The organism is Streptomyces sp. SID486 (assembly GCF_009865385.1).
GTDB lineage: Bacteria > Actinomycetota > Actinomycetes > Streptomycetales > Streptomycetaceae > Streptomyces.
Window position 1 is genome coordinate 1 of sequence record NZ_WWJT01000178.1, and the last position, 20,416, is coordinate 20,416.

Here is a 20,416-nt window from a genome sequence, read left to right on the forward strand (position 1 = left end):
GTGACCGCGCCGTTCCGGAGGCGCCCGGGGGCGCCCGTGGGCCCCCGGCGGGCGCCGGGCCGTGCGTCGGCGGCGCGGGGAGCGGCCCGGCTGCTGGAGCCGCTCCTGGCCCGACGGCGGGTCAGCTCACCCGGCCGTACCACACGCTCTTCGTCCAGATCTTCTGGAGCCTGACCACGTCTCCGGTCCTCGGGGCGTGCCAGATCTTCCCGTGGCCGGCGTAGATGCCGACGTGGTACACGCTCGAACCCGAGTGGAAGAACACCAGGTCCCCGGCCTTGCGGCTGTGGGCGGAGACATGGTGGGTCTTGTTGTACTGCTGGGCGGCGGTACGGGGCAGCTTCTTGCCCGCCTTCTTGAAGGAGTAGAGCGTCAGCCCCGAGCAGTCGAACCTGCGCGGCCCACTGGCGCCCCACCGGTACGGCGCACCCTTCTTGGAGGCCGCGACCTTGAGTGCTTTCGTCGCGATGGTCGCGGCGGAGGCGTCGGTGGCGAGGCCGGGCACCGCGATCGAGCCGCCCACGGCGGCGAGGGTGAGGGCCGAGGCCGTGCCGGCCCGTGCCATCAGCGACGGGACACGATTGAGCGCAGTCATGCGCAACCCTTCGTCAGCCGCCTGTGAAGGATGACCTGTCGGATTCGGGCTGGCGAAGTTGCCCGGCCGCGTTGCCACGGCTTCACCCCAAGGGCTGCTCGGAGCATCCGCCCGTCTGTGTCGAACAGACGGACATCCGTTCCGGCGACCCGTCTTGCTTGGGTCCTCCACTCCTGCCGATCCACTCCTGTCGACCGGTCATCCGGGCGGCGGCAGGACTCGGCGTCCGCCCGGATCGCCCCGCCGCGGTGGCGGGGGCTTGTCGTCAGACAGGGATCTTGACGCACGACAGTCAGAAAATCCCAACGGAACCGGGGATTTGTGGCGTTACTCACCACTCATCCGTTCGGGTGGACACTGCTCCGTTCGAGCTTCCGTCAATTCCCGGTCGTAGCCCCGGACCTGGGAAAAGAGACCCTCACGCGACACACGGCCCCGGGCGCCGCGCAACTCGGGGGCCCCGGAAAACGATCCGGATGTCCACCGGTCGGCGGTACGTCGTTCGGGCCGTTTCAACTCCCGTCCGGACGGTACGTGTCGACGTGCGGGTGCCGTCTGCCCCGCCGGACGACCCCCCTCAGTCCACGGCGTCGGGCGGGAGCGTGACGCGAGCGGCCCGGCGTTCGCCGTCCAGCACCCGCAGCGCCCGTGCCAGCGTGTCCCCGTGCAGCTCCGTCTCGCCCCGCCGGTGCATCAACGCGAGCGCGTCCCTCAGCTCTGCGGCCTTGCGCACCAGGGCCTGGGCCGCGCGCAGTCCGCCGTAGGTGTCGCCGTGCCGGGCGGGGTTGATACGACCCAGCAGGTCGATCGTCTCCAGGTACCGGTCGATCAGCTCGCCCTCGGCACGGGTCAGGGCGGGCAGCGGTGGGAGTTCCGGCAGCATGGGTGGCTCACTTCGCGTGCGGTGCGCCGGGTGCGTCCCGGCGGGACACGATGCCGTCCACCAGACCGTACGCGAGCGCCCCGGGGGCGTCCAGGATCAGGTCACGCTCCAGATCCTCGTGGATCTGGCCCGCCGTGCGCCCCGTGTGCCGGACGAGCATCCCCTCCAGTGCCTCCCGGACCCGGGACCACTCCTCGGCCTGGATCAGGAGGTCGCCGGGCCGGCCGCGCACCGGTTCCGGCAGTGCCGGCTGTTCCAGCACGATCCGGGCGCCGGGCAGCATGAACCGCTTGCCGGGGGCGCCGGCCGCGAGCAGCACCGCGGCGGACGCCGCGGCCTGTCCCAGGCAGTAGGTCGCCACGTCACAACTGACGTATCGCATCGTGTCGTAGATGGCCGCCATGGCGTCGAAGGAGCCGCCCGGCGAGTTGACGTAGAGGGTGATGTCCCGGTCGGGGGCGGCGTGTTCGAGGTGCATGAACTGGGCCGTCACATCACTCGCCGCCGCGTTGTCGACGGGGGTGCCGAGGAAGACGATCCGGTCCTCGAAGAGCCTCGCGTACGGGTCGAGGGTGCGCACGACGGCTCCGGTGCGCTCGGTGAACTCGGGCAGGACATGGCGGGCTGACGGTCGGTACATGGACACACCCCTCCTCACGACGAGACCCCTGTGGGCTCGACTTCTGTAAAAAATGTACAGGACGTACGTGACGTTATGATGGGGGCATGGCCTACGAGATTCCGGTGACGCAAGCCAGGGCTGAGCTCGCCGACCTGATCAACCGCGTGGTGTACGGCGGTGAGCGCGTCGTCGTGACCCGGCACGGCAAGCCGCTGGTCGCGCTGGTCTCGGCCGCCGACCTGGAGCGGTTGGACGCGCTGGACGCGCAGGCCGAGGAGCAGGTCGTCAGCTCGGTGTCGAAGCTGCGTGAGGCCGGTTCCGTGCCGCGTGAGCAGCAGCGCTTCGGGATCGCCGCGGAGCACCGGCGGCCGGGCGCGCCCTAGGGGCGCCCTTTCTCTGCGGGAGCCCATCGAGCGGTCATGGGTGGGCCAAGCTCTGGTTTAACGTCGTTGAAACTCCGGCGTTCTAGCCTGCCGATCCACGCCACCAGGGGTTTTTATACCCGGATTCGAGGGTGATCCGGGGATTTGTCTGTGTGTTACATCTATCCCCGTCGCGGTGGCTGCGGCAGCCGGACCCCGCACGGTCCGGAGCAAGGACTGTGAGGTGGGACGTGCAACTGACCCCGCACGAGCAAGAGCGGCTGCTCATCCACGTGGCGGCCGACGTCGCGGAAAGGCGCCGGGCCCGCGGGCTCAGGCTCAACCATCCGGAAGCGGTCGCCCTCATCACGTCGCACATCCTGGAGGGCGCGCGCGACGGCCGTACCGTGGCCGAGCTGATGTCCTCCGGCCGCAAGATCCTGACCAGGGACGACGTCATGGACGGGATCGCCGAGATGATCCACGACGTCCAGGTGGAGGCCACCTTCCCGGACGGCACCAAGCTCGTCACCGTCCACGAACCGATCATCTGAGGCCCGCGATGATTCCCGGAGAGATCCTTTTCGCGGACGACCCCGTCGACTTCAACACCGGCCGGGACGTCACCCGACTGATCGTTCTCAACGCCGCCGACCGCCCCGTCCAGGTCGGCTCCCACTACCACTTCGCCGAGACCAACCCCGGTCTGGAGTTCGACCGCGCCGCCGCCCGCGGCAGGCGTCTGAACATCGCCGCCGGCACCGCCGTCCGCTTCGAGCCCGGCATCCCCGTCGAGGTCGGACTCGTCCCCCTCACCGGCGCCCGCGTCGTGCCCGGCCTGCGCGGCGAGACCGGAGGTGCCCTCGATGCCTGAGATCTCCCGCGGCGCGTACGCCGACCTGTTCGGGCCCACCACCGGCGACCGCATCCGGCTCGCCGACACCGACCTGCTGATCGAGATCGAGGAGGACCGCTGCGGCGGCCCCGGCAGCTCAGGGGACGAGGCCGTCTTCGGCGGTGGCAAGGTCATCCGCGAGTCCATGGGCCAGTCCCGGGCCACCCGAGCCGAGGGCACCCCCGACACCGTGATCACCGGTGCCGTCGTCGTCGACCACTGGGGCATCGTCAAGGCCGACATCGGCATCCGCGACGGCCGGATCACCGCCCTCGGCAAGGCCGGCAACCCCGACACCATGGACGGCGTCCACCCCGACCTGGTGATCGGCCCCGAGACGGAGATCATCTCCGGCAACGGCCGCATCCTGACCGCCGGCGCCATCGACGCGCACGTCCACTTCATCTGCCCCCAGGTCGCCGACGAGGCGCTGGCCTCGGGCATCACCACCCTGGTCGGCGGCGGCACCGGCCCCGCCGAGGGCTCCAAGGCCACCACCGTCACCCCCGGCCCCTGGCACCTCGCGCGGATGCTGGAGGCGATGGAGTCCTACCCGGTCAACGTCGGTCTCCTCGGCAAGGGCAACACCGTCAGCCACGAGGCGATGCTCTCCCAGATCCGCGGCGGCGCCGTCGGTCTGAAGCTGCACGAGGACTGGGGCTGCACGCCCGCGGTGATCGACGCCGCGCTCACCGTCGCCGACCGGACCGGCATCCAGGTCGCCATCCACACCGACACCCTGAACGAGGCGGGCTTCGTCGGTGACACCCTCGCCGCCATCGCGGGCCGGGGCATCCACTCATACCACACCGAGGGTGCCGGCGGCGGACACGCGCCCGACATCATGACCGTGGTCTCGCAGGCCAACGTCCTGCCCAGCTCCACCAACCCGACCCGGCCGTTCACCGTCAACACCAGCGAGGAACACCTCGACATGCTGATGGTGTGCCACCACCTCAACCCGGCCGTCCCCGAGGACCTGGCCTTCGCCGAGTCCCGGATCCGCCCCTCGACCATCGGCGCGGAGGACATCCTCCACGACCTCGGCGCGATCTCGATCATCTCCTCCGACTCCCAGGCCATGGGCCGCGTCGGCGAGGTCGTCCTGCGCACCTGGCAGACCGCCCACGTCATGAAGCGCCGGCGGGGCGCACTGCCCGGCGACGGCCGCGCCGACAACCACCGGGTACGGCGCTACGTCGCCAAGTACACGATCAACCCGGCGCTCGCCCAGGGCCTGGCCGCCGAGACCGGCTCCGTCGAGCCCGGCAAACTCGCCGACCTGGTGCTGTGGGAGCCCGCGTTCTTCGGGGTCAAACCGCTCCTCGTCATCAAGGGCGGACAGATCGCCTACGCGCAGATGGGCGACGCCAACGCCTCCATCCCCACCCCGCAGCCGATCCTGCCCCGCCCGATGTACGGCGCGATCGGCCGCGCACCGGCCGCCAACTCGGTGAACTTCGTGGGCCGGCCGGCGATCGAGGACGGGCTGCCGGAGCGGCTGGGGCTCGGCAAGCGGTTCGTGGCCATCGAGTCCACGCGCGCGGTCACCAAGGCCGACATGCGCGAGAACGATGCCCGGCCGGACGTCCGGATCGACCCCGACAGCTTCGCCGTGCACATCGACGGCGAACTGGTCGAGGCCGTCCCGGCCGCCGAACTTCCCATGACCCAGCGTTACTTCCTCTTCTGATGAGCAGGGCAGCACTCCTCGTCCTGGCCGACGGCCGCTTCCCGGCCGGAGGGCACGCGCACTCCGGCGGGGCGGAGGCCGCCGTCAAGGCGGGCCGCATCACCGACGCCGCCGGCCTGGAGGCGTTCTGCCGGGGCCGGCTGCACACCGCCGGACTGGTCGCCGCCTCGCTCGCGGCGGCGGCCGCCCTCGGGGCCGACCCGGCGGAACTGGACGCGGCCCTGCGCGCCTCCTGACCGCCCGGCGTTACGCCACGGCGGCCCGCTTCGCCAGCGCCACAAGCGGTGAGCGCTGGCCTTTGGGCACCACGCGTAGCCGCTGCCAACGTCACGGTAGAAGGCGGGTGCGCCGGGATTGCCGAGGTGAAGTTGAGCGTCTCGCAGCGGTCGAGGAGTTGGCGTTGGAGCGAGGGCAGCGCAGTGACGCGCAGGGTGTAAGCCCCTGGCCGCGCCCTACGTCCACGCCTTGGTCGAGCACGGACCGCTTGGCGGCCTCCAGGTCGGTGGCGTGCAGGAAGGCGGCGACCTTGCCCCGCATGACGAGAACGACCTCCGCCAGCCCTTGAATTGCACGGGTTCATCGGACAGTCGTTCGCCTGTCGTCAAACGATCGGCAGAAGGGCTGGAGCCCGCGCTCAGGCACAGGCGTCCTCGACGGCGACTCGGCGCACCGTGCGCAGCGCCGACCGGAGAGTGTCCAGATCGGTCGAGCCCAGAGCGAGGCGGATCGCCTGTGGTGTGTGCGTCGAGGTGGTGAACGGCTCCGCCGTGGTGACCGAGATGTGCCGGCGCGCGAGGGTGGCGGTCAGGCGGTCCGCGCGTGCGTCCTCGGGCAGTGGCAGCCAGGTGAAGTAGGACGAGGGGTGGCCGATGAGCGGGAGGTCCGTCAGCTCCTGCCTGACGATCGCCTGGCGCGACTTGGCATCGTCTCGTTTCTGCGCTTCCAGGCGGTTCACTGTGCCGTCGTCGAGCCAGCGGCAGGCGATGGCGGTGGTGAGGGCGGGGGTGTTCCAGGTGGTCGCCCGGATGGCGCGTTCGAGCGAGGGCACCGCAGGCGGCGGGGCGACGACGAAGCCGACCCGCAGACCGGTGGCGATGCTCTTGGACAGTCCCGAGACGTAGACGGTGATGTCCGGCGCGGTTGCCGCCAGAGGCGGGGGAGGGTCCTCGACCAGGTAGGCGTATGAGGCGTCCTCGATGATGAGCGGACCGTACTTTCGAGCGATCCCGATCAGGCGGGTGCGGTCGGTTGCCGACATCACCCAGCCCAGAGGGTTGTGCAGGGTGGGCATGGTGTAGATCGCGCGCACCGGGCGGGTCGCGCACAGTTTTTCCAGGGCATCGAGATCCGGTCCGTCGGCGGCGGTGGGGACGGGCTCCAGGTCGAGATGGAAGGCGTGCGCGAGCACCTTGAAACCCGGGTAGGTGAGTGCGTCGACCGCAACGACGTCGCCGGCGCTCAGTGTGGCCATGACGGTGATGGCCAGGCCGTGCTGGGCACCGTTGGCGATGAGGATCCGATCCGCGTCGGCGGTGATTCCCCGGCGTCTGAGGTGTCGTGCGATGGAGGCTCTGTCCTGTGGACGCCCACTGTGTGGTTGGTAGCGCAGCAGCGAGTCGAGATCACCGGAGGCGGCCACCTCGCGCATGGCCTGCCGCAGGAGATCGGCCTGGCCGGGTAGGGACGGGTAGTTGAAGTTGAGGTCGACCGCGTCTGTGGCGACGGCTTGCTGATCGACGCCGTGACCGGCGGGGACCGCGAGGTCACGCACGAACGTGCCACGGCCCTGTTCGCGGCTCACCAGGCCCATCGCCTCCAGTTCGGCGTACACCCGGGTCGCGGTCACCACGGCGATGCCCTCGCGGGCAGCGAGCCCGCGGTGGGTCGGCAGCCGCACCCCCGGGGCGAGGCGCCCGGCCCGGATGTCGGATGCCATGGCGTCAACCAGGGTCTTGTATCGCGAGGCTGCCATACACGGGATTGTATCCATGACAATTCTTTGACTGTCCTGCTCGCGGGTTCCTACCGTCGAGTCCCACGCATCCGGAAAGGACAGCCGTCGTGCACATCGCCATCCTGACCTTCGAGGGCTACAACGAGCTCGACTCCCTGATCGCGCTCGGTGTGCTCAACCGCATCAAGACCGATGACTGGCGGGTCACCATCGCGACCCCCAGCCCGAAGGTGACGTCGATGAACGGCGTGGTCATCGAGCAGATGTCCACTCTTGAGGATGCCTGCGCCGCTGACGCCGTCATCGTCGGCAGCGGCATCGCCACCCGAGAGGTCACCGAAGACCCGGCGATAATGAACGTCCTGCGGGGACTGGACCCCTCGCGCCAGCTCATCGCGGCGCAGTGCTCCGGCGCGCTCGTGCTGGCCAGGCTCGGCCTGCTTAACGACATCCCCGCCTGCACCGACCTCATCACCAAGCCGTGGGTCGTCGCCGCCGGCGTCGAGGTCCTCAACCAGCCCTTCTACGCCAAGGACAACATCGCCACCGCCGGCGGCTGCCTGGCCTCGCACTACCTCGCCGCCTGGATCATCGCCCGCCTCGAGGGCAACGACGCCGCCGAAGGCGCGCTGCACTACGTCGCCCCGGTCGGTGAGAAGGAGGAATACATCGAGCGCGCCTGGCGCAACATCACCCCCTACCTGCCCGCTCCCACACCGGCGCTCGTCTGACCAACCAGTCGCAAGCAACTTGTCGAGGCGGCGGGATCCTCCGGGACGTGCCGGAGGATCCCGCCGCTGCCGCTCACCACCGAGAGGTCGAGAAGCTCCGCGGCTTGGGGGATCGTTTTCCGTCCGGCCTCCTAGCAGTGGAGGGGAATCCGTGAGCTCTCGATTCTCTTCAGTAGGGGCTGGCGCATTGATCTGTCGCAGGTGCGCTGGTCGCCGCGGCCTGCCCGGCAGGTCGGGTCGCAAGCCGTCCAAAACTCGACCCTCGCCAATTGGACCGGTCATAAGTTCATGCCATGACGACCGTTGACGACATGGGATACGAGTTCCGCACTGCCCGGCATGAGGACACCGAGGCCATCAAGGCACTCGACGGGTCCTTCACCACGCACACCATCTTCCACGTGGCCGTCACCGAAAACGGTTTCTCCCTCCAGGAAATCCCGGTGGACCCGCCCATCCACAAGGTCTTCCCAGCCGAGAACACCGACGACGCCGACGCCCTCGCGGACGAGGGGGATCCGAACAGCCGCACCTTCGTCGCCGTCGGCACCGACGGCAGTCTGGCAGGCTTCGCCACTGTCTCCTACGCTTCATGGAACCGACGGCTGGCCATCGATGACATCGAAATCGCCCCGGCACATCGGGGCCAAGGCGTCGGCCGCGCCTTGATCGGCCACGCCGTCAAGTTCGCCCGTGAGTCCGGTGCCGGGCACATCTGGCTGGAAGTCACCAACATCAACGCCCCGGCGATCCACGCCTACCAGAGAATGGGATTCACCTTCTGCGGCCTGGACACGACGCTCTACCACGGCACACCCTCATCGAGTGAACTAGCCCTCTACATGAGCATGCCCTGCCCCTGAGCAGCCGACCGGCGGCTGACAACAAAGGCCGATACGTCGCCCGGCGTGACCGTCATCCCCCTGGGGAAAGGTGACCGTGAGGGTCGGGACCAGGCGCGCTGCGTGCTCGGATCTCGGACAGGGGCCGGGTGAACGCCTTAGGGTGCGAACATCCACCAGGAAGACGCGAGGAAGGGAAATTCCGATGTAGCCCGGCCGAATTTCCTCTCCTTGCGCACCTCTTCTCCCGGTACCTTGCCGGGGTGAAAACACTGCGAAAACTCGCCTTGTTCGCGGCAGCCTGCCTGGCGGCCCCCTTCCTTACTTCGTCCCCGGCAGCCGCAGCCGACCGCGACTTCTGCGGGAAGACCGTTTCAGGCGCCATCCTCGACAAGTACATCGCGATGGGCGACGTGTCCTCGCCGCTGAAATGCCCGGTGACGGACGAGATGACCGCTCCCGACGGGCGCGGCCGGTACAGCCACTTCCAGGGCGGCTCGATCTACTGGTCGGCGGCGACCGGCGCCCACCCGGTATGGGGGGCGGTGCGCGACAAGTGGCAGGCGATGGGCTGGGAGACGTCCGCGCTCGGTTACCCGAAGTCGGACGAGCTGAAAAACGCGGACGGCAAAGGGGTGCGCCAGGAGTACGAGGGCGGCACCGTGTACTGGTCGGCGGCGACCGGTGCCCACCCGGTGTGGGGGAAGATCGGCGCGACGTGGGGCGAGTACAGCTGGGAGAACAGCGCGTTCGGCTACCCGGCGTCCGACGAGACGGACGGTACCGGCTCGTGGACGGATGTCGACACCGGGCAGGTCCACACGTACCGGCTGGTGACGCAGAAGTTCGCCTCGGGTGCGACGCTGTTCTGGATTCCAGGCGGTGCGACGGAGGGCTGCGGCGGGGAGTGCACCGGCTACGAGGTGGAGGCACCGGGCAGCCTCGTCAAGCGGGTGCGAGTGAACCTGCCGACGGATTCGGACAAGTTCGTGCTGATGGTCTTCCCGACGGATGCCGGGTTCCGGGGTGGTATCGACAAGGCCGTCCAGGGATGGCAGGAGGTGTGGACGAACACGCCGAATCCGCTGCGTCTGGACACGACCGACGAGGCGGAATCCCTGCGTGAGCAGTATGCGTGTCACGCCGCGTACGCGCACCAGGACTCCGACGGCAGCTGGAACACCGGCAATTCGTGGGATCTGGAGTCGGACAGGCCGAACGTGAGCTGGACGTACGCCACGGACGCCCTGTTTGTGGCGATCCACAAGTGCAACTGGACTTGATCAGGTGCTGAACGAAATCGCCCGGACAGGTGCAGGGTGGTCTGGTCGACACCTGAGGCGAGGGGAACGGCACCCCCTGGCACCCGTGTTCACATTCCGTGTGCTGCCGACACTGCGCCTCGGCGATGCGGGAAACGAGGTTGTCCCCTGATATTCACCAGCCGACCGCGCTGAGTGGGGTCGGGGCGAGGCAGAGAACAGCGGACGCAAGCGTGCTCGGGGACGCACGCGGTGCCGTAGGCGCGGGCACAGGTGCTGACGGAGAGCTTGTCGCGCTCGAAGTGACCGCGGAAGTCCTCTCATTCGGCATCGGTAGGGGTGCGGTATTCCTTCTGCAGGGCGCAGGGCGCAGGGCGCAGGGCGCAGGGCGCAGGGCGCAGGGCGCAGGGCGCGGCGGCTGATGAAGGCGCGGTGGGCTTCGATGGTTTCTTCCGGGTAGATCGCGTTGTAGCCCGTCGGGGTGTTGATGTCGGCGTGGCCGGCGATGACCTGCGCGATATGAGGCGTGAGGCCGGAGCGGATGGCATCGGTGCTGAACAGGCGGCGGAAGTCGTGTGGCGCGAAGGCCAGAGGTCGGCCGGTTGGGTCGGTGAGGCCGATGAAGGCGAGGACCTCTCCCAGCGGGCCGCGGATGAACTCGCCCGACATGCGGGATCCTGCCCCGCCGCGGTCCCACTGCAACTGCAGCGGGGACGGTGGATGCCAAACGCGTTCCTCATGGTCGTAGGCGGATACGAGCGGGGTGGCACCGGTTCGCGGGTCGCGGGTCGCGGACACGTCGGATGACGGTTGCCGGGACGTCGGCCAGTTCTGGGCTGACGAGCACGACTCGCTCTTGGCCGGTCTTGGCGGGAGCGATCTGGAACGGTGGGACGATCTCGCCGGTGGTAGGCAGGCGGTACCGGATCTTCGCGCTCCTCCTCCTGATAGGCCGGCCCAGCGCGGGGCAGCGGCGCCCAGGGGGTTGCGAACAGGCCGTGTCGCGCCGTTGTCGAACGTACGTCGTGTGATGGCGAGGGCCCCGGCGCATGCCGGGGCCCTTGGATGAGGTTATTCACCGCGTCGCTGGGGTGGAACTACTTCGGCTCGTGGGCGCTGAGGTGACCTCGGGTGAGGGCAGCGAAGCAGGTGAGTGCCGCGGCCGCGGCGAGGGTCTGGATGAGGGCCACGGGGACGGCGCTGCCGGTGAGGCCGGCCAGAGGGGAGACGAGGGCTCCGATGAGGAAGCCGGAGGAGCCCAGGAGGGCGGAGGCGGATCCGGCGGCGTGGGCGGTGCGGTTCATGGCCAGTGCGTTGGCGTTGCCGATGAGGAGGCCGAGGCTGGAGACGAGGACGAACAGCACCGTGCAGACGGCCGGGAGGCCGGGGTGGCCGACCAGGCCGGTGGCGAGGGCGAGCATGACAAGGCTCGCCAGTAGTAGCAGGCCGAGTCCGGCGGTGACGATGGCGTGGACGGGGAAGCGGCGGATGAGGTAGCGGCCGTTGAGCTGGCCGGTGGCGACCATGCCGGCGGCGTTGAGGCCGAAGAGCAGGGCGTAGGTCTGGGGGCTGGCGTCGTAGAGGTTCTCCAGGACGAAGGGGGATGCGGAGAGGTAGGCGAAGAAGGCGGCGAACGCGCCGCCGGCGGCTACGAGGCAGCCGGTGAAGACAGGGTCGGCGAGCAGGCTCCGCATCTGTGTCAGGCCCATGCCTCGGGCGCGGCGCGCGGCCGAGGGAAGGGTTTCGGGCAGACCGAGCGCGATGGCGGCGACGACCGCCAGGCCGAGGACGGCGAGGGCGGCGAAGATGCCGCGCCAGTCGGTGATGTGCAGAAGCTGCGCTCCGAAGAACGGGGCGACGACCGGGGCGACACCGGAGATGAGCATCAAGGTGGAGAAGACCTGGGCGATTTTCACGCCCTCGTAGAGGTCGCGGATGATCGCGCGTGCGATCACGATGCCGGCGGCACCGGCGGCGCCCTGGACGAACCGCAGCCCCACCAGCATGCCCGCGGTGGGGGACAGCGCACAGGCGACGGAGGCGGCGGTGTAGAGGGTCATGCCCGCCAGCAGGGGGCGGCGACGGCCGAGGCGGTCGGAGAGGGGGCCGACGGCGAGCTGGCCGAGCGCCATGCCGATCAGGCAGGAGGTGAGGGTGAGCTGGACGACGACCGCGGTGGTGGTGAAGGTGCTGGCGACGTCCGGCAGGGCCGGCAGGTAGACGTCGGAGGACAAAGACGGCAGCGCGGTCAGCGCGGCCAGGACCAGGAAGATCAGCGGACGCCCGGGGGCCGTCGCGGAGGTGCTGTCAGTGGCGGGAGCAGCCGTGTTCTGCGCAGGGCCGGACAAAGATCGCTCCTTGGAGAGGGGGAGGGGGTGGCGTCGAATCTAGCGCTGTTTGCCCAGGTCAGAGGCTCTCCAGTGCGCCCGCGAAAACCCTCTGCGGCGCGCTGACGGCATGGGTGCCCCGGCGCCGGCAGAGCACCTCAGAGGCTGCGCGAGATGGCGTGAGAGGAGCTGTCAGCGGCCCGGGTGGGCGCCTCGCGTGACTCGCCGACCGCACTTTCTCTCCAGTGTGACGTCGGAAAGTCCGTACGCCTCTGGAGGCCCCCTAAGGGCCTATCACCACCCTCGTGTAGGGGGGATGGGGAGTTGGCCGCTTTAGGCCACCTGATGGCCCTTGGGGGCCGCCTGAGGTCGCCGCTGCAAACGGGTCGATGTTCCGCTGACTGGACAACAGAGTTACTCCACGAGAACGACGATCAAGACAGTCGCTTCGTAGCGGACCGCGAGCTTGTCGTAGGGCGTGGCGACGCAGCGGTTCCTCTCGAGCCGGTCAATGCCGCACTCGACCGCGTGACGCTCGCGGTAGTCGCCGGGGTCGAAGCTCGGTGACCGACCGCCGAGCGTGCCTCGCTTCCGGCGGTTGCGGACCTGGTGGACCTTGTCGGAGATGGTGCTGCGCAGCCCGCGGCGGCGCGGGTAGGTGCGGCTCCTGCGCGAGGCGTACGCCTTGGCCCCAGAAGGTGGAGTACGGCGCACCGAGTGCGATGCCGGCGTCCGGTACCGCTCAGCTCGGAGCTGGCCGCTCGCAGACGAGATGAGCCGGGGGTGGCGGCTTGCGGCTCGCTGACGAGATGGAAGCGGGGGTGGCGGCTCGTAGCGGAGTCGAGCGGGGGGTGGTAGCTCGTCACATGCCGTCTGTCCGGATCTTGGTTTCAGGCGTGGTCGAGCGCCTCCGTGTCATCAGCACGGGCGCCTGCAACGCGCCCTTCGAGCGCAGCCTGCACGGTCGGGAAGACGGGGAGCAGCGTGTCGAGGCCGAGGACGCGCCACACCTGCTGATAGTGGTCGCCGAGGGCGGCGAGACGCAGGGTGCCGGCATGGTCGTCGAGCGTGCGGGACAGCGTGATGATCAGACTGATCCCCGAGGAGTCGAGGTACTGCACTTCGGAGGCGTCGAGTACGAGGGTCCTGCAGCCGTCCTTGATCAGGTCTTCGCACCAGGTACCGATGTCGGAGGCGTTGTCGTAGTCGACCTCGTTCGGCAGTTGGACAACCGTCGTGTCCGCGTGCTGTACACGCACCCTCAGCATCGAGAACCGACTCCCATTCCCATCGCTCATGCCCTTGACACTGGCGCCTTCCTCTTTGCCGCCACCCGGCCGTACCCCTGCGCCTACCCTGGGAGGCGTCGCTCACGCGTGCCTTACGCGCTGGGCCGGCGAGCAGACCGCGGGCCCCGGCGAGCTCAGCCGGGCACCTCGGTGTGCAGGCGTATCGTGGTCCCTTCGTCCGGTGTGGACCGGATCTCGACAAGATCGCAGAGCTGGTGGACGAGCCACAGCCCGCGTCCGCCCACCTGCCTCGCGGTCGGCATGGTACGGCCGGCCAGTGGGTCGTCGAGGTAGCCGGTGTCGCGGAACTCGCAGACAAGCCGTTGTTCCTCGTTCCAGGTGCGCAGCACGCCCTGTCCGCCGCCGTGGCGGATGCTGTTGGTGGCCACCTCCGTCGCCGCCAGGTGCAGTTCGCGTAGGCGCCGACCGGACAGGCCGTGCTGTTCGGCGCAGGCAGCGATCTTCTCTCGGAGGGCGGACAGGTCGCCGCTGGTGTAGACGAACTCGTCGTACGGGTTGCAGGGGTCGGTGAGGGCGCTGAAGGCATACGCTGCTCGCGCGTCGTAGTCCTCGTTCGGCACCGTCCGGCCGTTTCTGCGGATCTCGGAGTGGCAGCGTGTCATCTGGGGCAGGGCGGCCTGGTCCCGTGCGACGTCATAGGGGCACAGCAGCCACCAGGCCGGGCCCTGGGCGAACGCCCTGTTGAGCAGCCACTCGTGGTAGCGCAGTTCCTCGGCCTCAGCGGTACTGCGGACCTGGTCCCAGGGGGTTTCGCCGATCCCGCGGACAGGCCGCCCCTCCGAGACGTGCTCCTTGATCCATGCTTGCCAGGCAGCGATCAGCCGTCCCGGATGCCGCGCCACCCGGCTGGTGTCGACATAGCGCACGGTGTCGTTCTCACGGATCTCCGCACGCAGCAATGACGCCTTCTCCTGCGGTACGGCCACGACGACGGCCTCGTCACCGTCGAGCGCTTCCTGGATAAAACCCAAAGCGCCCGCGACGAATTCATCGCTGCCTGAGTACGGATACAGCTCGTGCCGGTACCCGGTGCCTTCGAGAGGAGCGGAGGAAGAGGGGGTCACGGCGCCATCACCACCGGAATATCGGGAATCGCGAAGCCGGACAGCTTCCAGGCGAGCCGCACGGTCTCGTTGGTGTCCTCCAGGATGACCTTGCGGTCCGGAAGGTGCCTGGCGGCATCGGCCAGCGCACTCATCCCGGCGGCGTCGAAGAACTCCAGGCTCTGGCAGAGCAGACGCACCGCCGGCGTGTGAGCGAGGAGGGTGCACAGGATGGTGCGAAAGGCCACCGCGCCGTCGCTGTCGACGGTCCCGGTCAGCGTCCAGCCTTCCCGCTCGGTTCGGTACACCCGGAACGCGGGGGAGACCGGACGGCCGCCCACATGATGCGGATGCACACAACTGATCTGCTGCAGAGCCGGCAGGTCCCAGTCCGCACCGCTGTACGCGCAGACCACCATGGCTCCGGTGTCGGCGGCGAACTCCTCAAGGTCGAGCTCGCTGCGCAGCCACTCACCGTTCCGCTCCGCGCGAGGGCCGGGCACGACATGGTGCAGCACGCGAAGGGAGCGGAACCCTTCCCGGTCCGCCGTGGCCGCCTCCCGACGCACCGCGGAGAGAAGGGAGCCCTGCAACCGGGCAGGGTCCAGTACGAGCGGTGCGAACTCGCTTTCCGCTCGTGAGGCGGGGCCGACGATCACGACCTTGTCGCCGTGCAACGCGCCGTCCGCGACGAAAGCCCGGCTGCGGTCGATGACGTCATCGCCACGATCCAGCAGGTGGCAGACATGATCGCCGGTGTCGACCTCATCCAAGGATGGCAGTACGCGCGGCGTCCTCACTACTCCTCCCTCGTTCCTCCCTCACTCTACTGCTCCCCTGATCTCCCCCCTGTGGGGCTCCGTGCGACGGCCGTGTAGCGGCTGGTGCGCTCGACCAGCGGGGCCACGGCCGAGCGCCGGGTGCCCAGCGCGAGGTCGCCTTCCCAGTGGCCTGGGACCATGCGGTCCTCGGCCTCGGCGGGGCGGCTGCTGATGGACACCACGCCGCGGATGACGTCCCGCCCGGTGGGACGGTGGGCGAGCTTCGGGCGGCGCATGGGCCTGTCTGACCCTGTCCGCTGGGTGAAGCTGCGGTCGATCACCTGGCGCCGTCGGGGGTCGTGGAGCGAGAGGCAGATCGCTACGTGCGAGATCTGCACGGTGGCGCCAGCAGGGGATTGCCGTCGCAGCCGTCCCAAGATCTGCTCAGGCGATCAGCACAGAGCCAGCTTGGCCTCCACCAGGGCGCGCAGCCGACCGTTGGGTGCGCTCGGCCGGGTCGGGCCGACGCCGGCGCGTGTAGGCCGCCGGATCCGCGGAGGCCGCTCGGTAGAGGTTCCGGCCGCCGTTGCGGGCGATCTCGCGCGAGACGGTCGGAGGAGATCGGCCCAGCCGCTTGGCCGACCGTCGAGCCGATTCCCCGGCCGCGATGCCGCGGGACGTCTCCTCGCGCTCGCTGCCGGTCAGGTGCCGCTCGGAGCGCCGCTGCGGGGGAGACGGATGCCCCCGCTCTGTCACAGAGATCGACCGACGGGGTGCATCGGCGCCCCGAGTGCCGACCCGATCAAGCTGAACGACTGCTCTTCACGCCGCCGTCTCCAGACCTCGTCCTGCTGAGCCGTCGAGAACCCGTAGTCACGCACCTGTGCCTCCACGATCACCCAGTCATCGGTGGGTGGTGCGTCGCCATCGGTGGGTGGTGCATCGGTCACCTGGGGGCGCCATCGTTTGCCGACAGGGGGGATGACCGCGTCGACTCGTAGACGGAGTCGTCGAAGTACTCGGTGGTGTCGGCGTCCCGTCCTGGGCCGGACGGCACAGCCCGCGGCCCCATCGGCCTCGCGCGGATGTGCTAGATGGTGGCGGCCGATCGATGGTGGCTCGTCATGGTTCCTGTTCGAAGGGCCAGACGCGGAAGGAACTGGGCTTCCAAGACTTCGAAGGCCGGCGGTGCCGCCGGCCTTCGAAGTCTTGGAAGCCCAGTAACTCAACCGTTACCAGGCAGTTCCGCCCCATACGCGGGGCGAGGCCAGGTGTGAGTTGTAGGTGGTGCAGTACGCGTACGAGGTGGTGCCGGATGCCGCGGCTGCGCCCTGGGCGGTGCGTCCGTTCGCACACTTGGCCCAACCAACGAAGGTGCTGCCCGTGCACTTGATGCCTGCGGTGTTGCCGTCGTCGAACACCTTGCTGCACGACAGTGCGGACGGGGCTTGAGGAGCCGCCGACACAGAGGACACGGAGGTCGCTAGGCCCGCCCCGACCAGGGCCAGCGTGGCGAACGAGCTTGCTAAGACGCGCTTCATTGGTACACCTTTCCGACTCGCGGTTGTGGGGCTCATCGCCCCGCATAAAAGGCATGCTTGCGTCAATCCGGGTGGATAGGCAGACAGAGGCGGCTTTCTTGACCGGGAGTCATGCGTAATCTGACTGTCGAGGCTCTCTTGACGTGCCGAGGCCAGAGCCGAAGGGCGGACGCGTCGCGCTCGCCCGGGCGTACCCGCACTCACCCATCCCGGCCCGGCGTTTGTGATCTTCGAGCGGGTGCCCGCCTATGCGTCGGCTCCATGCCTGTCGAGGCAGAGCACCGCCTGGGTGTGGTGCTTGCCCTGGGCGATTTTCTTGTCGTAGTGGGCCCGGGAGGCCGGGTCGCCGAGGGCGGCGAATGCAGGCCCGGGACGATCAGCGTGGGCTGCCTCGGTCTCCGGGACAGTCGCGGTCTGCTCGTCCAGGACGGCGGTCTGCTCGTCCAGGGCGGCGAAGACATCCTCGACCCGCCGCTCGGCCATCCCCGGTGCCTTCGGCCGCGGCAGTGTGACCAGCCGCCGACGGCCCGCCTTGCGTATCCGGGCCGGGGACCCGAATGGTTTCAACGGCGTGAGGACCGCCGGGTGTTGTAGCCGCGGCAAGCGACGGCCTGCCCCCAAATCGCCTATCGCAAGTGATCTTTCGATGCCACTATTGGGACGGCATACACGCCTTGTCCTCATCTCCCCATCGGAAATGTGAGCATCCGTAGATGCGAATATCCCTCGGCGCGGCGCGCCGTACAGGTGGTGCGGTCGTACTCTCCTTGGCCACAGCCCTGGCCGGGCTCGCTTTCCCCGCGACCGCACATGCGGCCGTGACCTGCTCGGCAGGTGTGTGGAAGGCGCAGTACTACGCCGACACCACCCTCTCCGGCACTCCGAAGGCCACTGCCTGCGATACCGCCATCGCCGAGAACTACGGCTACGGCGACCCCTCCGGCGTGACCTTGCCGAGCGACTACTTCGGCGTTCGCTGGACCACCACCCGCAACTTCGGCTCCGGCGGCCCCTTCGACCTGAGCGTCGCCGTCCAGGACGGCGCCCGCGTCTACCTCGACGGCGACCGCAAGATCGACCTGTGGCGCAACGTCAGCTCAACCCAGCGGAAGGCCGTCCGCCTCACCGTTCCGCGCGGGACCCACACCCTGCGTGTGGACTTCGGCGCCTTCACCGGCACCGCCGACATCTCCTTCTCCTACAAGCCGGTCGTCAGCGCCACATACGACAAGACCGCCCCCTTGGCCCCGGTCGGTGTGAAGGCCAGCTACTCGTTGGCCACCCTGAAGACGAGCCTGGCATGGTCACGCAACTACGAGATGGACCTGGCCGGCTACCGCGTCTACCGCCGCATCGCCGGCACCCACGACTGGAGCCTGCGCAACTCCACCCTGATCACCGGCACCACCCTCACCGACGCGCCCCCGGCCACCGGCGCCACCTACGAGTACGCCGTCCGCGCCGTCGACCGCTGCGGCAACGTCTCCGCGCTGTCCGCGGTCACCAGCGCCGTCAGCGCCGACAGGACGGCCCCAGCCGTACCCACCGGGCTCACGGCCATGTACGACCCGTCTGCCGGCGCCCGGCTCTCCTGGACCCCGGTGAGCGGAGCGACCTCCTACGGGGTGCAGCGGGCCGTCGCACCTACGGGGCCGTTCGCCTCCGTCGGCACCGCCACTCAGATCGCCGCCCTGACCGACCCCTCCGCCGCCACGGGCACGACCTACTACTACCGCGTGCGGGCCAAGGACAGCGCGGGCAACGCCTCCGCGTACTCCGCGCCCATCCAGCTCGACGCCACCGAGGCGAAGCCGCTGCCGCCGACGGCCATCTCCGCGAACGGCTGGGCCGACCGCAACACCGTCGGCTGGCGGTACGACGGCGACGCGTCCCACCGGTTCCACGTCTATGCCGCCGAGTCGGCCTCCGGTCCGTGGACCCGGCTGACCAAGACGCCGGTCACCGGCCCCGGCTACGACGACTACGCGGCGCCCGTCGGAGAGGTGCGTCACTACCAGGTCAGGACGGTCACGGCTCTCGGCACGGAGTCGGACCCGTCAGCGACGGCCTCGGCCACCCGCACCGGCGACGTCACCCCGCCACACATGCCGTACGGCCTGGACGCCTGGGACGGCACAGACGGCGTGCACCTGGTCTGGACGCCCAACACCGACGACACGGACCACTACCTCGTCATGCGCAAGCCGATGTTCGGCGCGTGGGAGCAGGTCGCCGTCGTCCGGGACGCCAAGTTCCTCGACACCAGCACCCCGGCCGACGTGCAGTTCGGCTACACCGTCCGCGCCGTCGACGCGGCCGGCAACGTCTCCCCCCTGCCCGAGCCCGGCTACGGCACCGTCTACGGCAAGCGCCTGCCCGTCTACGAGAAGCCGGCTGCGCCCGCCGCGGTCACCGCGACGGCTGACGACGGCGACGTCAAGGTGGAATGGACCGCGAGCACGTCGACCGATGTAGCCGGCTACTACGTCTACCGCACGACCGGCACGGACCCGACGACGGCCTACTCGGTCTCACCGCTCATCACCGGGACGACGTTCACGAACGAGGACGTCCCCGCCGGCAGGACCTGGTACTACGTGGTGCGCGCCGTCAGCACACACAGTCAGTGGTCCGACTTCTCGCCGATGGCCGAGGCCACCGTGGTCTGCCCGGTCCTGACCGCACCGGCCACCCCCCGGATCACCGGGGGCGGCAGGGGCGCGGACTACGCCCAGCTCAACTGGGAGGCCGGAGCATGCGACCAGGGTGCCACCGTCTCCTACGACGTCTACCGGTCCACGTCCAGCTCGGACGTCTTCACCCCTGAACACCGCATCGCCACGGGCGTGACCGCACAGACGTACAAGGACCCCGGTCTGGCGCGGGCCTACTACTACTATGTCGTCACCGCCGTGGCAGCCGACGGCACCGAATCGACCCCGCAGTCCGTGCCGTTCGGGATATCGATGATGGCGCCCTGACGCCGCGTTCGTTCCCTCACCCCGCCGTCGGACGTCTCATGCCTCCAGGCGGCGGGGGCTTTCCCGGCGTAGGGCGACAGTGCGACCAAGGTGACGGCTCCGCCGAACCCCTGCGCGCGGCATCCTCCTTTTCGGCACAGGCCCCCGGGCCGCGTCACGAGCCGTCGCTGAAGGCGTCGGTGCCCATCGCCCTCACTGCCTCACGGGTGAGGACGGAGACGGCACCGCCGCTCGCGGCCCGGACGCCCCCTTCTTCACGAACTCGCGGTGACGGTCCCGCGGCTGGGCTGCCGGAGCCTGGATCGGCTGCTGTTCATGCTGCTAAGGGCTGTCTCGTAACTCGATGAGTTGGTTGGCGTTGAGCTGGTCGTGCAGGTGCTCTCCGCTCAACGGACTGTGTTCATCGAGGTGTTTACCGGGCTACGTCCGGCCCAGTTCCGCCGCCTGGTGCAGGCGGTACGGATCAAGGGCGGACGCGCCCTGGCACCCTCCCGGCCGGGGCGGCCGTGGGCACTGGACCTGGAGGACCGGGTCCTGCTGGTGGCGATGTACTACCGCACCAACCTCACGATGCGGCAGCTGGCGCCCCTGTTCGGGATCTCTCCGGCAGCGGT

The 20,416-nt window shown here is 69.3% G+C and carries 20 protein-coding genes, 2 pseudogenes and 1 riboswitch; of the genes and pseudogenes, 10 read left to right on the top strand and 12 right to left on the bottom strand.

Going from position 1 to position 20,416, the window contains the following annotated elements; all coding sequences use genetic code 11:
* Positions 1–121: 121 nt before the first annotated feature.
* From GT045_RS08625 to GT045_RS08635, 3 genes are all read right to left on the bottom strand, one after another.
* Positions 122–595 (bottom strand): C40 family peptidase, encoded by a 474-nt coding sequence (locus GT045_RS08625; protein ID WP_161286817.1) that lies wholly within the window; start codon positions 593–595, stop codon positions 122–124.
* Between the two features lie 3 nt (positions 596–598).
* A riboswitch (cyclic di-AMP (ydaO/yuaA leader) is annotated at positions 599–830 on the bottom strand.
* 342 nt (positions 831–1,172) lie between these two features.
* Positions 1,173–1,478 carry a hypothetical protein gene (locus GT045_RS08630; RefSeq protein WP_161286818.1) on the bottom strand — a complete coding sequence of 102 codons (306 nt, stop codon included), beginning with the start codon at positions 1,476–1,478 and terminating at the stop codon, positions 1,173–1,175.
* 7 nt (positions 1,479–1,485) lie between these two features.
* Entirely contained in the window at positions 1,486–2,118 is a 633-nt protein-coding gene (locus tag GT045_RS08635; RefSeq protein WP_161286819.1) for an ATP-dependent Clp protease proteolytic subunit, read from the bottom strand.
* A gap of 86 nt (positions 2,119–2,204) precedes the next feature.
* On the opposite strand from GT045_RS08635, the gene GT045_RS08640 reads away from it, so the two are divergent.
* The 5 genes and pseudogenes from GT045_RS08640 to GT045_RS08660 all read left to right on the top strand — a co-directional run.
* Positions 2,205–2,483 carry a type II toxin-antitoxin system Phd/YefM family antitoxin gene (locus GT045_RS08640; RefSeq protein WP_161286820.1) on the top strand — a complete coding sequence of 93 codons (279 nt, stop codon included), beginning with the start codon at positions 2,205–2,207 and terminating at the stop codon, positions 2,481–2,483.
* Positions 2,484–2,713: 230 nt separating this feature from the next.
* A complete protein-coding gene (locus tag GT045_RS08645) occupies positions 2,714–3,016 on the top strand; it encodes an urease subunit gamma (protein WP_161286821.1) in 303 nt (100 codons plus the stop codon).
* An 8-nt stretch (positions 3,017–3,024) separates the two neighbouring features.
* Positions 3,025–3,336: an urease subunit beta gene (locus GT045_RS08650; protein WP_161286822.1), complete on the top strand. Its 312-nt coding sequence runs from the start codon at positions 3,025–3,027 to the stop codon at positions 3,334–3,336.
* Positions 3,329–5,050, top strand: coding sequence for an urease subunit alpha (locus GT045_RS08655; protein ID WP_161286823.1), 1,722 nt, complete (start codon positions 3,329–3,331; stop codon positions 5,048–5,050). The genes GT045_RS08650 and GT045_RS08655 overlap by 8 nt, the downstream gene beginning before the upstream one ends.
* A pseudogene (locus GT045_RS08660) lies at positions 5,050–5,265 on the top strand (urease accessory protein UreF); the annotation flags it as partial. The gene GT045_RS08655 and the pseudogene GT045_RS08660, both read left to right, overlap by 1 nt.
* 419 nt (positions 5,266–5,684) lie before the next feature.
* On the opposite strand, the gene GT045_RS08665 reads toward GT045_RS08660, so the two are convergent.
* Positions 5,685–7,022, bottom strand: a complete 1,338-nt coding sequence (locus GT045_RS08665) for a PLP-dependent aminotransferase family protein (protein ID WP_161333812.1) — start codon at positions 7,020–7,022, stop codon at positions 5,685–5,687.
* A gap of 89 nt (positions 7,023–7,111) precedes the next feature.
* On the opposite strand from GT045_RS08665, the gene GT045_RS08670 reads away from it, so the two are divergent.
* The 3 genes from GT045_RS08670 (at position 7,112) to GT045_RS08680 (ending at position 9,860) form a co-directional block, all read left to right on the top strand.
* On the top strand, positions 7,112–7,735 hold the full coding sequence (locus GT045_RS08670; RefSeq protein WP_161333813.1) for a DJ-1/PfpI family protein: 624 nt from the start codon (positions 7,112–7,114) through the stop codon (positions 7,733–7,735).
* Between the two features lie 293 nt (positions 7,736–8,028).
* A complete protein-coding gene (locus tag GT045_RS08675; RefSeq protein WP_161333814.1) occupies positions 8,029–8,598 on the top strand; it encodes a GNAT family N-acetyltransferase in 570 nt (189 codons plus the stop codon).
* Between the two features lie 242 nt (positions 8,599–8,840).
* Positions 8,841–9,860, top strand: a complete 1,020-nt coding sequence (locus GT045_RS08680; RefSeq protein ID WP_161333815.1) for a DUF2599 domain-containing protein — start codon at positions 8,841–8,843, stop codon at positions 9,858–9,860.
* 1,076 nt (positions 9,861–10,936) lie between these two features.
* On the opposite strand, the gene GT045_RS08685 is transcribed toward GT045_RS08680, so the two are convergent.
* From GT045_RS08685 to GT045_RS08715, 8 genes and pseudogenes are all read right to left on the bottom strand, one after another.
* Positions 10,937–12,187, bottom strand: a complete 1,251-nt coding sequence (locus GT045_RS08685) for a multidrug effflux MFS transporter (RefSeq protein ID WP_161333816.1) — start codon at positions 12,185–12,187, stop codon at positions 10,937–10,939.
* A 393-nt stretch (positions 12,188–12,580) separates the two neighbouring features.
* Positions 12,581–12,880: a hypothetical protein gene (locus tag GT045_RS08690; RefSeq protein ID WP_237538458.1), complete on the bottom strand. Its 300-nt coding sequence runs from the start codon at positions 12,878–12,880 to the stop codon at positions 12,581–12,583.
* Positions 12,881–13,056: 176 nt separating this feature from the next.
* Positions 13,057–13,464 carry an STAS domain-containing protein gene (locus tag GT045_RS08695; protein ID WP_237538459.1) on the bottom strand — a complete coding sequence of 136 codons (408 nt, stop codon included), beginning with the start codon at positions 13,462–13,464 and terminating at the stop codon, positions 13,057–13,059.
* A 125-nt stretch (positions 13,465–13,589) separates the two neighbouring features.
* A complete protein-coding gene (locus GT045_RS08700; protein ID WP_345942583.1) occupies positions 13,590–14,540 on the bottom strand; it encodes a sensor histidine kinase in 951 nt (316 codons plus the stop codon).
* Entirely contained in the window at positions 14,537–15,292 is a 756-nt protein-coding gene (locus GT045_RS08705) for an MEDS domain-containing protein (RefSeq protein ID WP_237538460.1), read from the bottom strand. The genes GT045_RS08700 and GT045_RS08705 overlap by 4 nt, the downstream gene beginning before the upstream one ends.
* Positions 15,293–15,345: 53 nt before the next feature.
* Positions 15,346–15,576: a hypothetical protein gene (locus GT045_RS39550; protein WP_237538461.1), complete on the bottom strand. Its 231-nt coding sequence runs from the start codon at positions 15,574–15,576 to the stop codon at positions 15,346–15,348.
* A gap of 148 nt (positions 15,577–15,724) precedes the next feature.
* Positions 15,725–16,036 carry a helix-turn-helix domain-containing protein gene (locus GT045_RS39555; RefSeq protein ID WP_345942584.1) on the bottom strand — a complete coding sequence of 104 codons (312 nt, stop codon included), beginning with the start codon at positions 16,034–16,036 and terminating at the stop codon, positions 15,725–15,727.
* A 1,031-nt stretch (positions 16,037–17,067) separates the two neighbouring features.
* Positions 17,068–17,421, bottom strand: a pseudogene (locus GT045_RS08715) (hypothetical protein); the annotation flags it as partial.
* Positions 17,422–17,639: 218 nt separating this feature from the next.
* On the opposite strand from GT045_RS08715, the gene GT045_RS08720 reads away from it, so the two are divergent.
* Both GT045_RS08720 and GT045_RS08725 read left to right on the top strand, forming a co-directional pair.
* Positions 17,640–19,802: a PA14 domain-containing protein gene (locus GT045_RS08720; protein WP_161333818.1), complete on the top strand. Its 2,163-nt coding sequence runs from the start codon at positions 17,640–17,642 to the stop codon at positions 19,800–19,802.
* Positions 19,803–20,171: 369 nt separating this feature from the next.
* The coding region (locus GT045_RS08725; RefSeq protein ID WP_345942585.1) for a transposase family protein at positions 20,172–20,416 on the top strand (245 nt) is incomplete at its 3' end.

What these genes read in the sequence shown, in the direction of transcription:
- GT045_RS08665 (WP_161333812.1), bottom strand. Translation starts at nt 7,022, where the DNA reads ATGGCAGCCTCGCGATACAAGACCCTGGTTGACGCCATGGCATCCGAC.
- GT045_RS08635 (WP_161286819.1), bottom strand. Translation starts at nt 2,118, where the DNA reads ATGTACCGACCGTCAGCCCGCCATGTCCTGCCCGAGTTCACCGAGCGC.
- GT045_RS08630 (WP_161286818.1), bottom strand. Translation starts at nt 1,478, where the DNA reads ATGCTGCCGGAACTCCCACCGCTGCCCGCCCTGACCCGTGCCGAGGGC.
- GT045_RS08655 (WP_161286823.1), top strand. Translation starts at nt 3,329, where the DNA reads ATGCCTGAGATCTCCCGCGGCGCGTACGCCGACCTGTTCGGGCCCACC.
- GT045_RS08640 (WP_161286820.1), top strand. Translation starts at nt 2,205, where the DNA reads ATGGCCTACGAGATTCCGGTGACGCAAGCCAGGGCTGAGCTCGCCGAC.
- GT045_RS08695 (WP_237538459.1), bottom strand. Translation starts at nt 13,464, where the DNA reads ATGAGCGATGGGAATGGGAGTCGGTTCTCGATGCTGAGGGTGCGTGTA.
- GT045_RS08650 (WP_161286822.1), top strand. Translation starts at nt 3,025, where the DNA reads ATGATTCCCGGAGAGATCCTTTTCGCGGACGACCCCGTCGACTTCAAC.
- GT045_RS39550 (WP_237538461.1), bottom strand. Translation starts at nt 15,576, where the DNA reads ATGCGCCGCCCGAAGCTCGCCCACCGTCCCACCGGGCGGGACGTCATC.
- GT045_RS08675 (WP_161333814.1), top strand. Translation starts at nt 8,029, where the DNA reads ATGACGACCGTTGACGACATGGGATACGAGTTCCGCACTGCCCGGCAT.
- GT045_RS08625 (WP_161286817.1), bottom strand. Translation starts at nt 595, where the DNA reads ATGACTGCGCTCAATCGTGTCCCGTCGCTGATGGCACGGGCCGGCACG.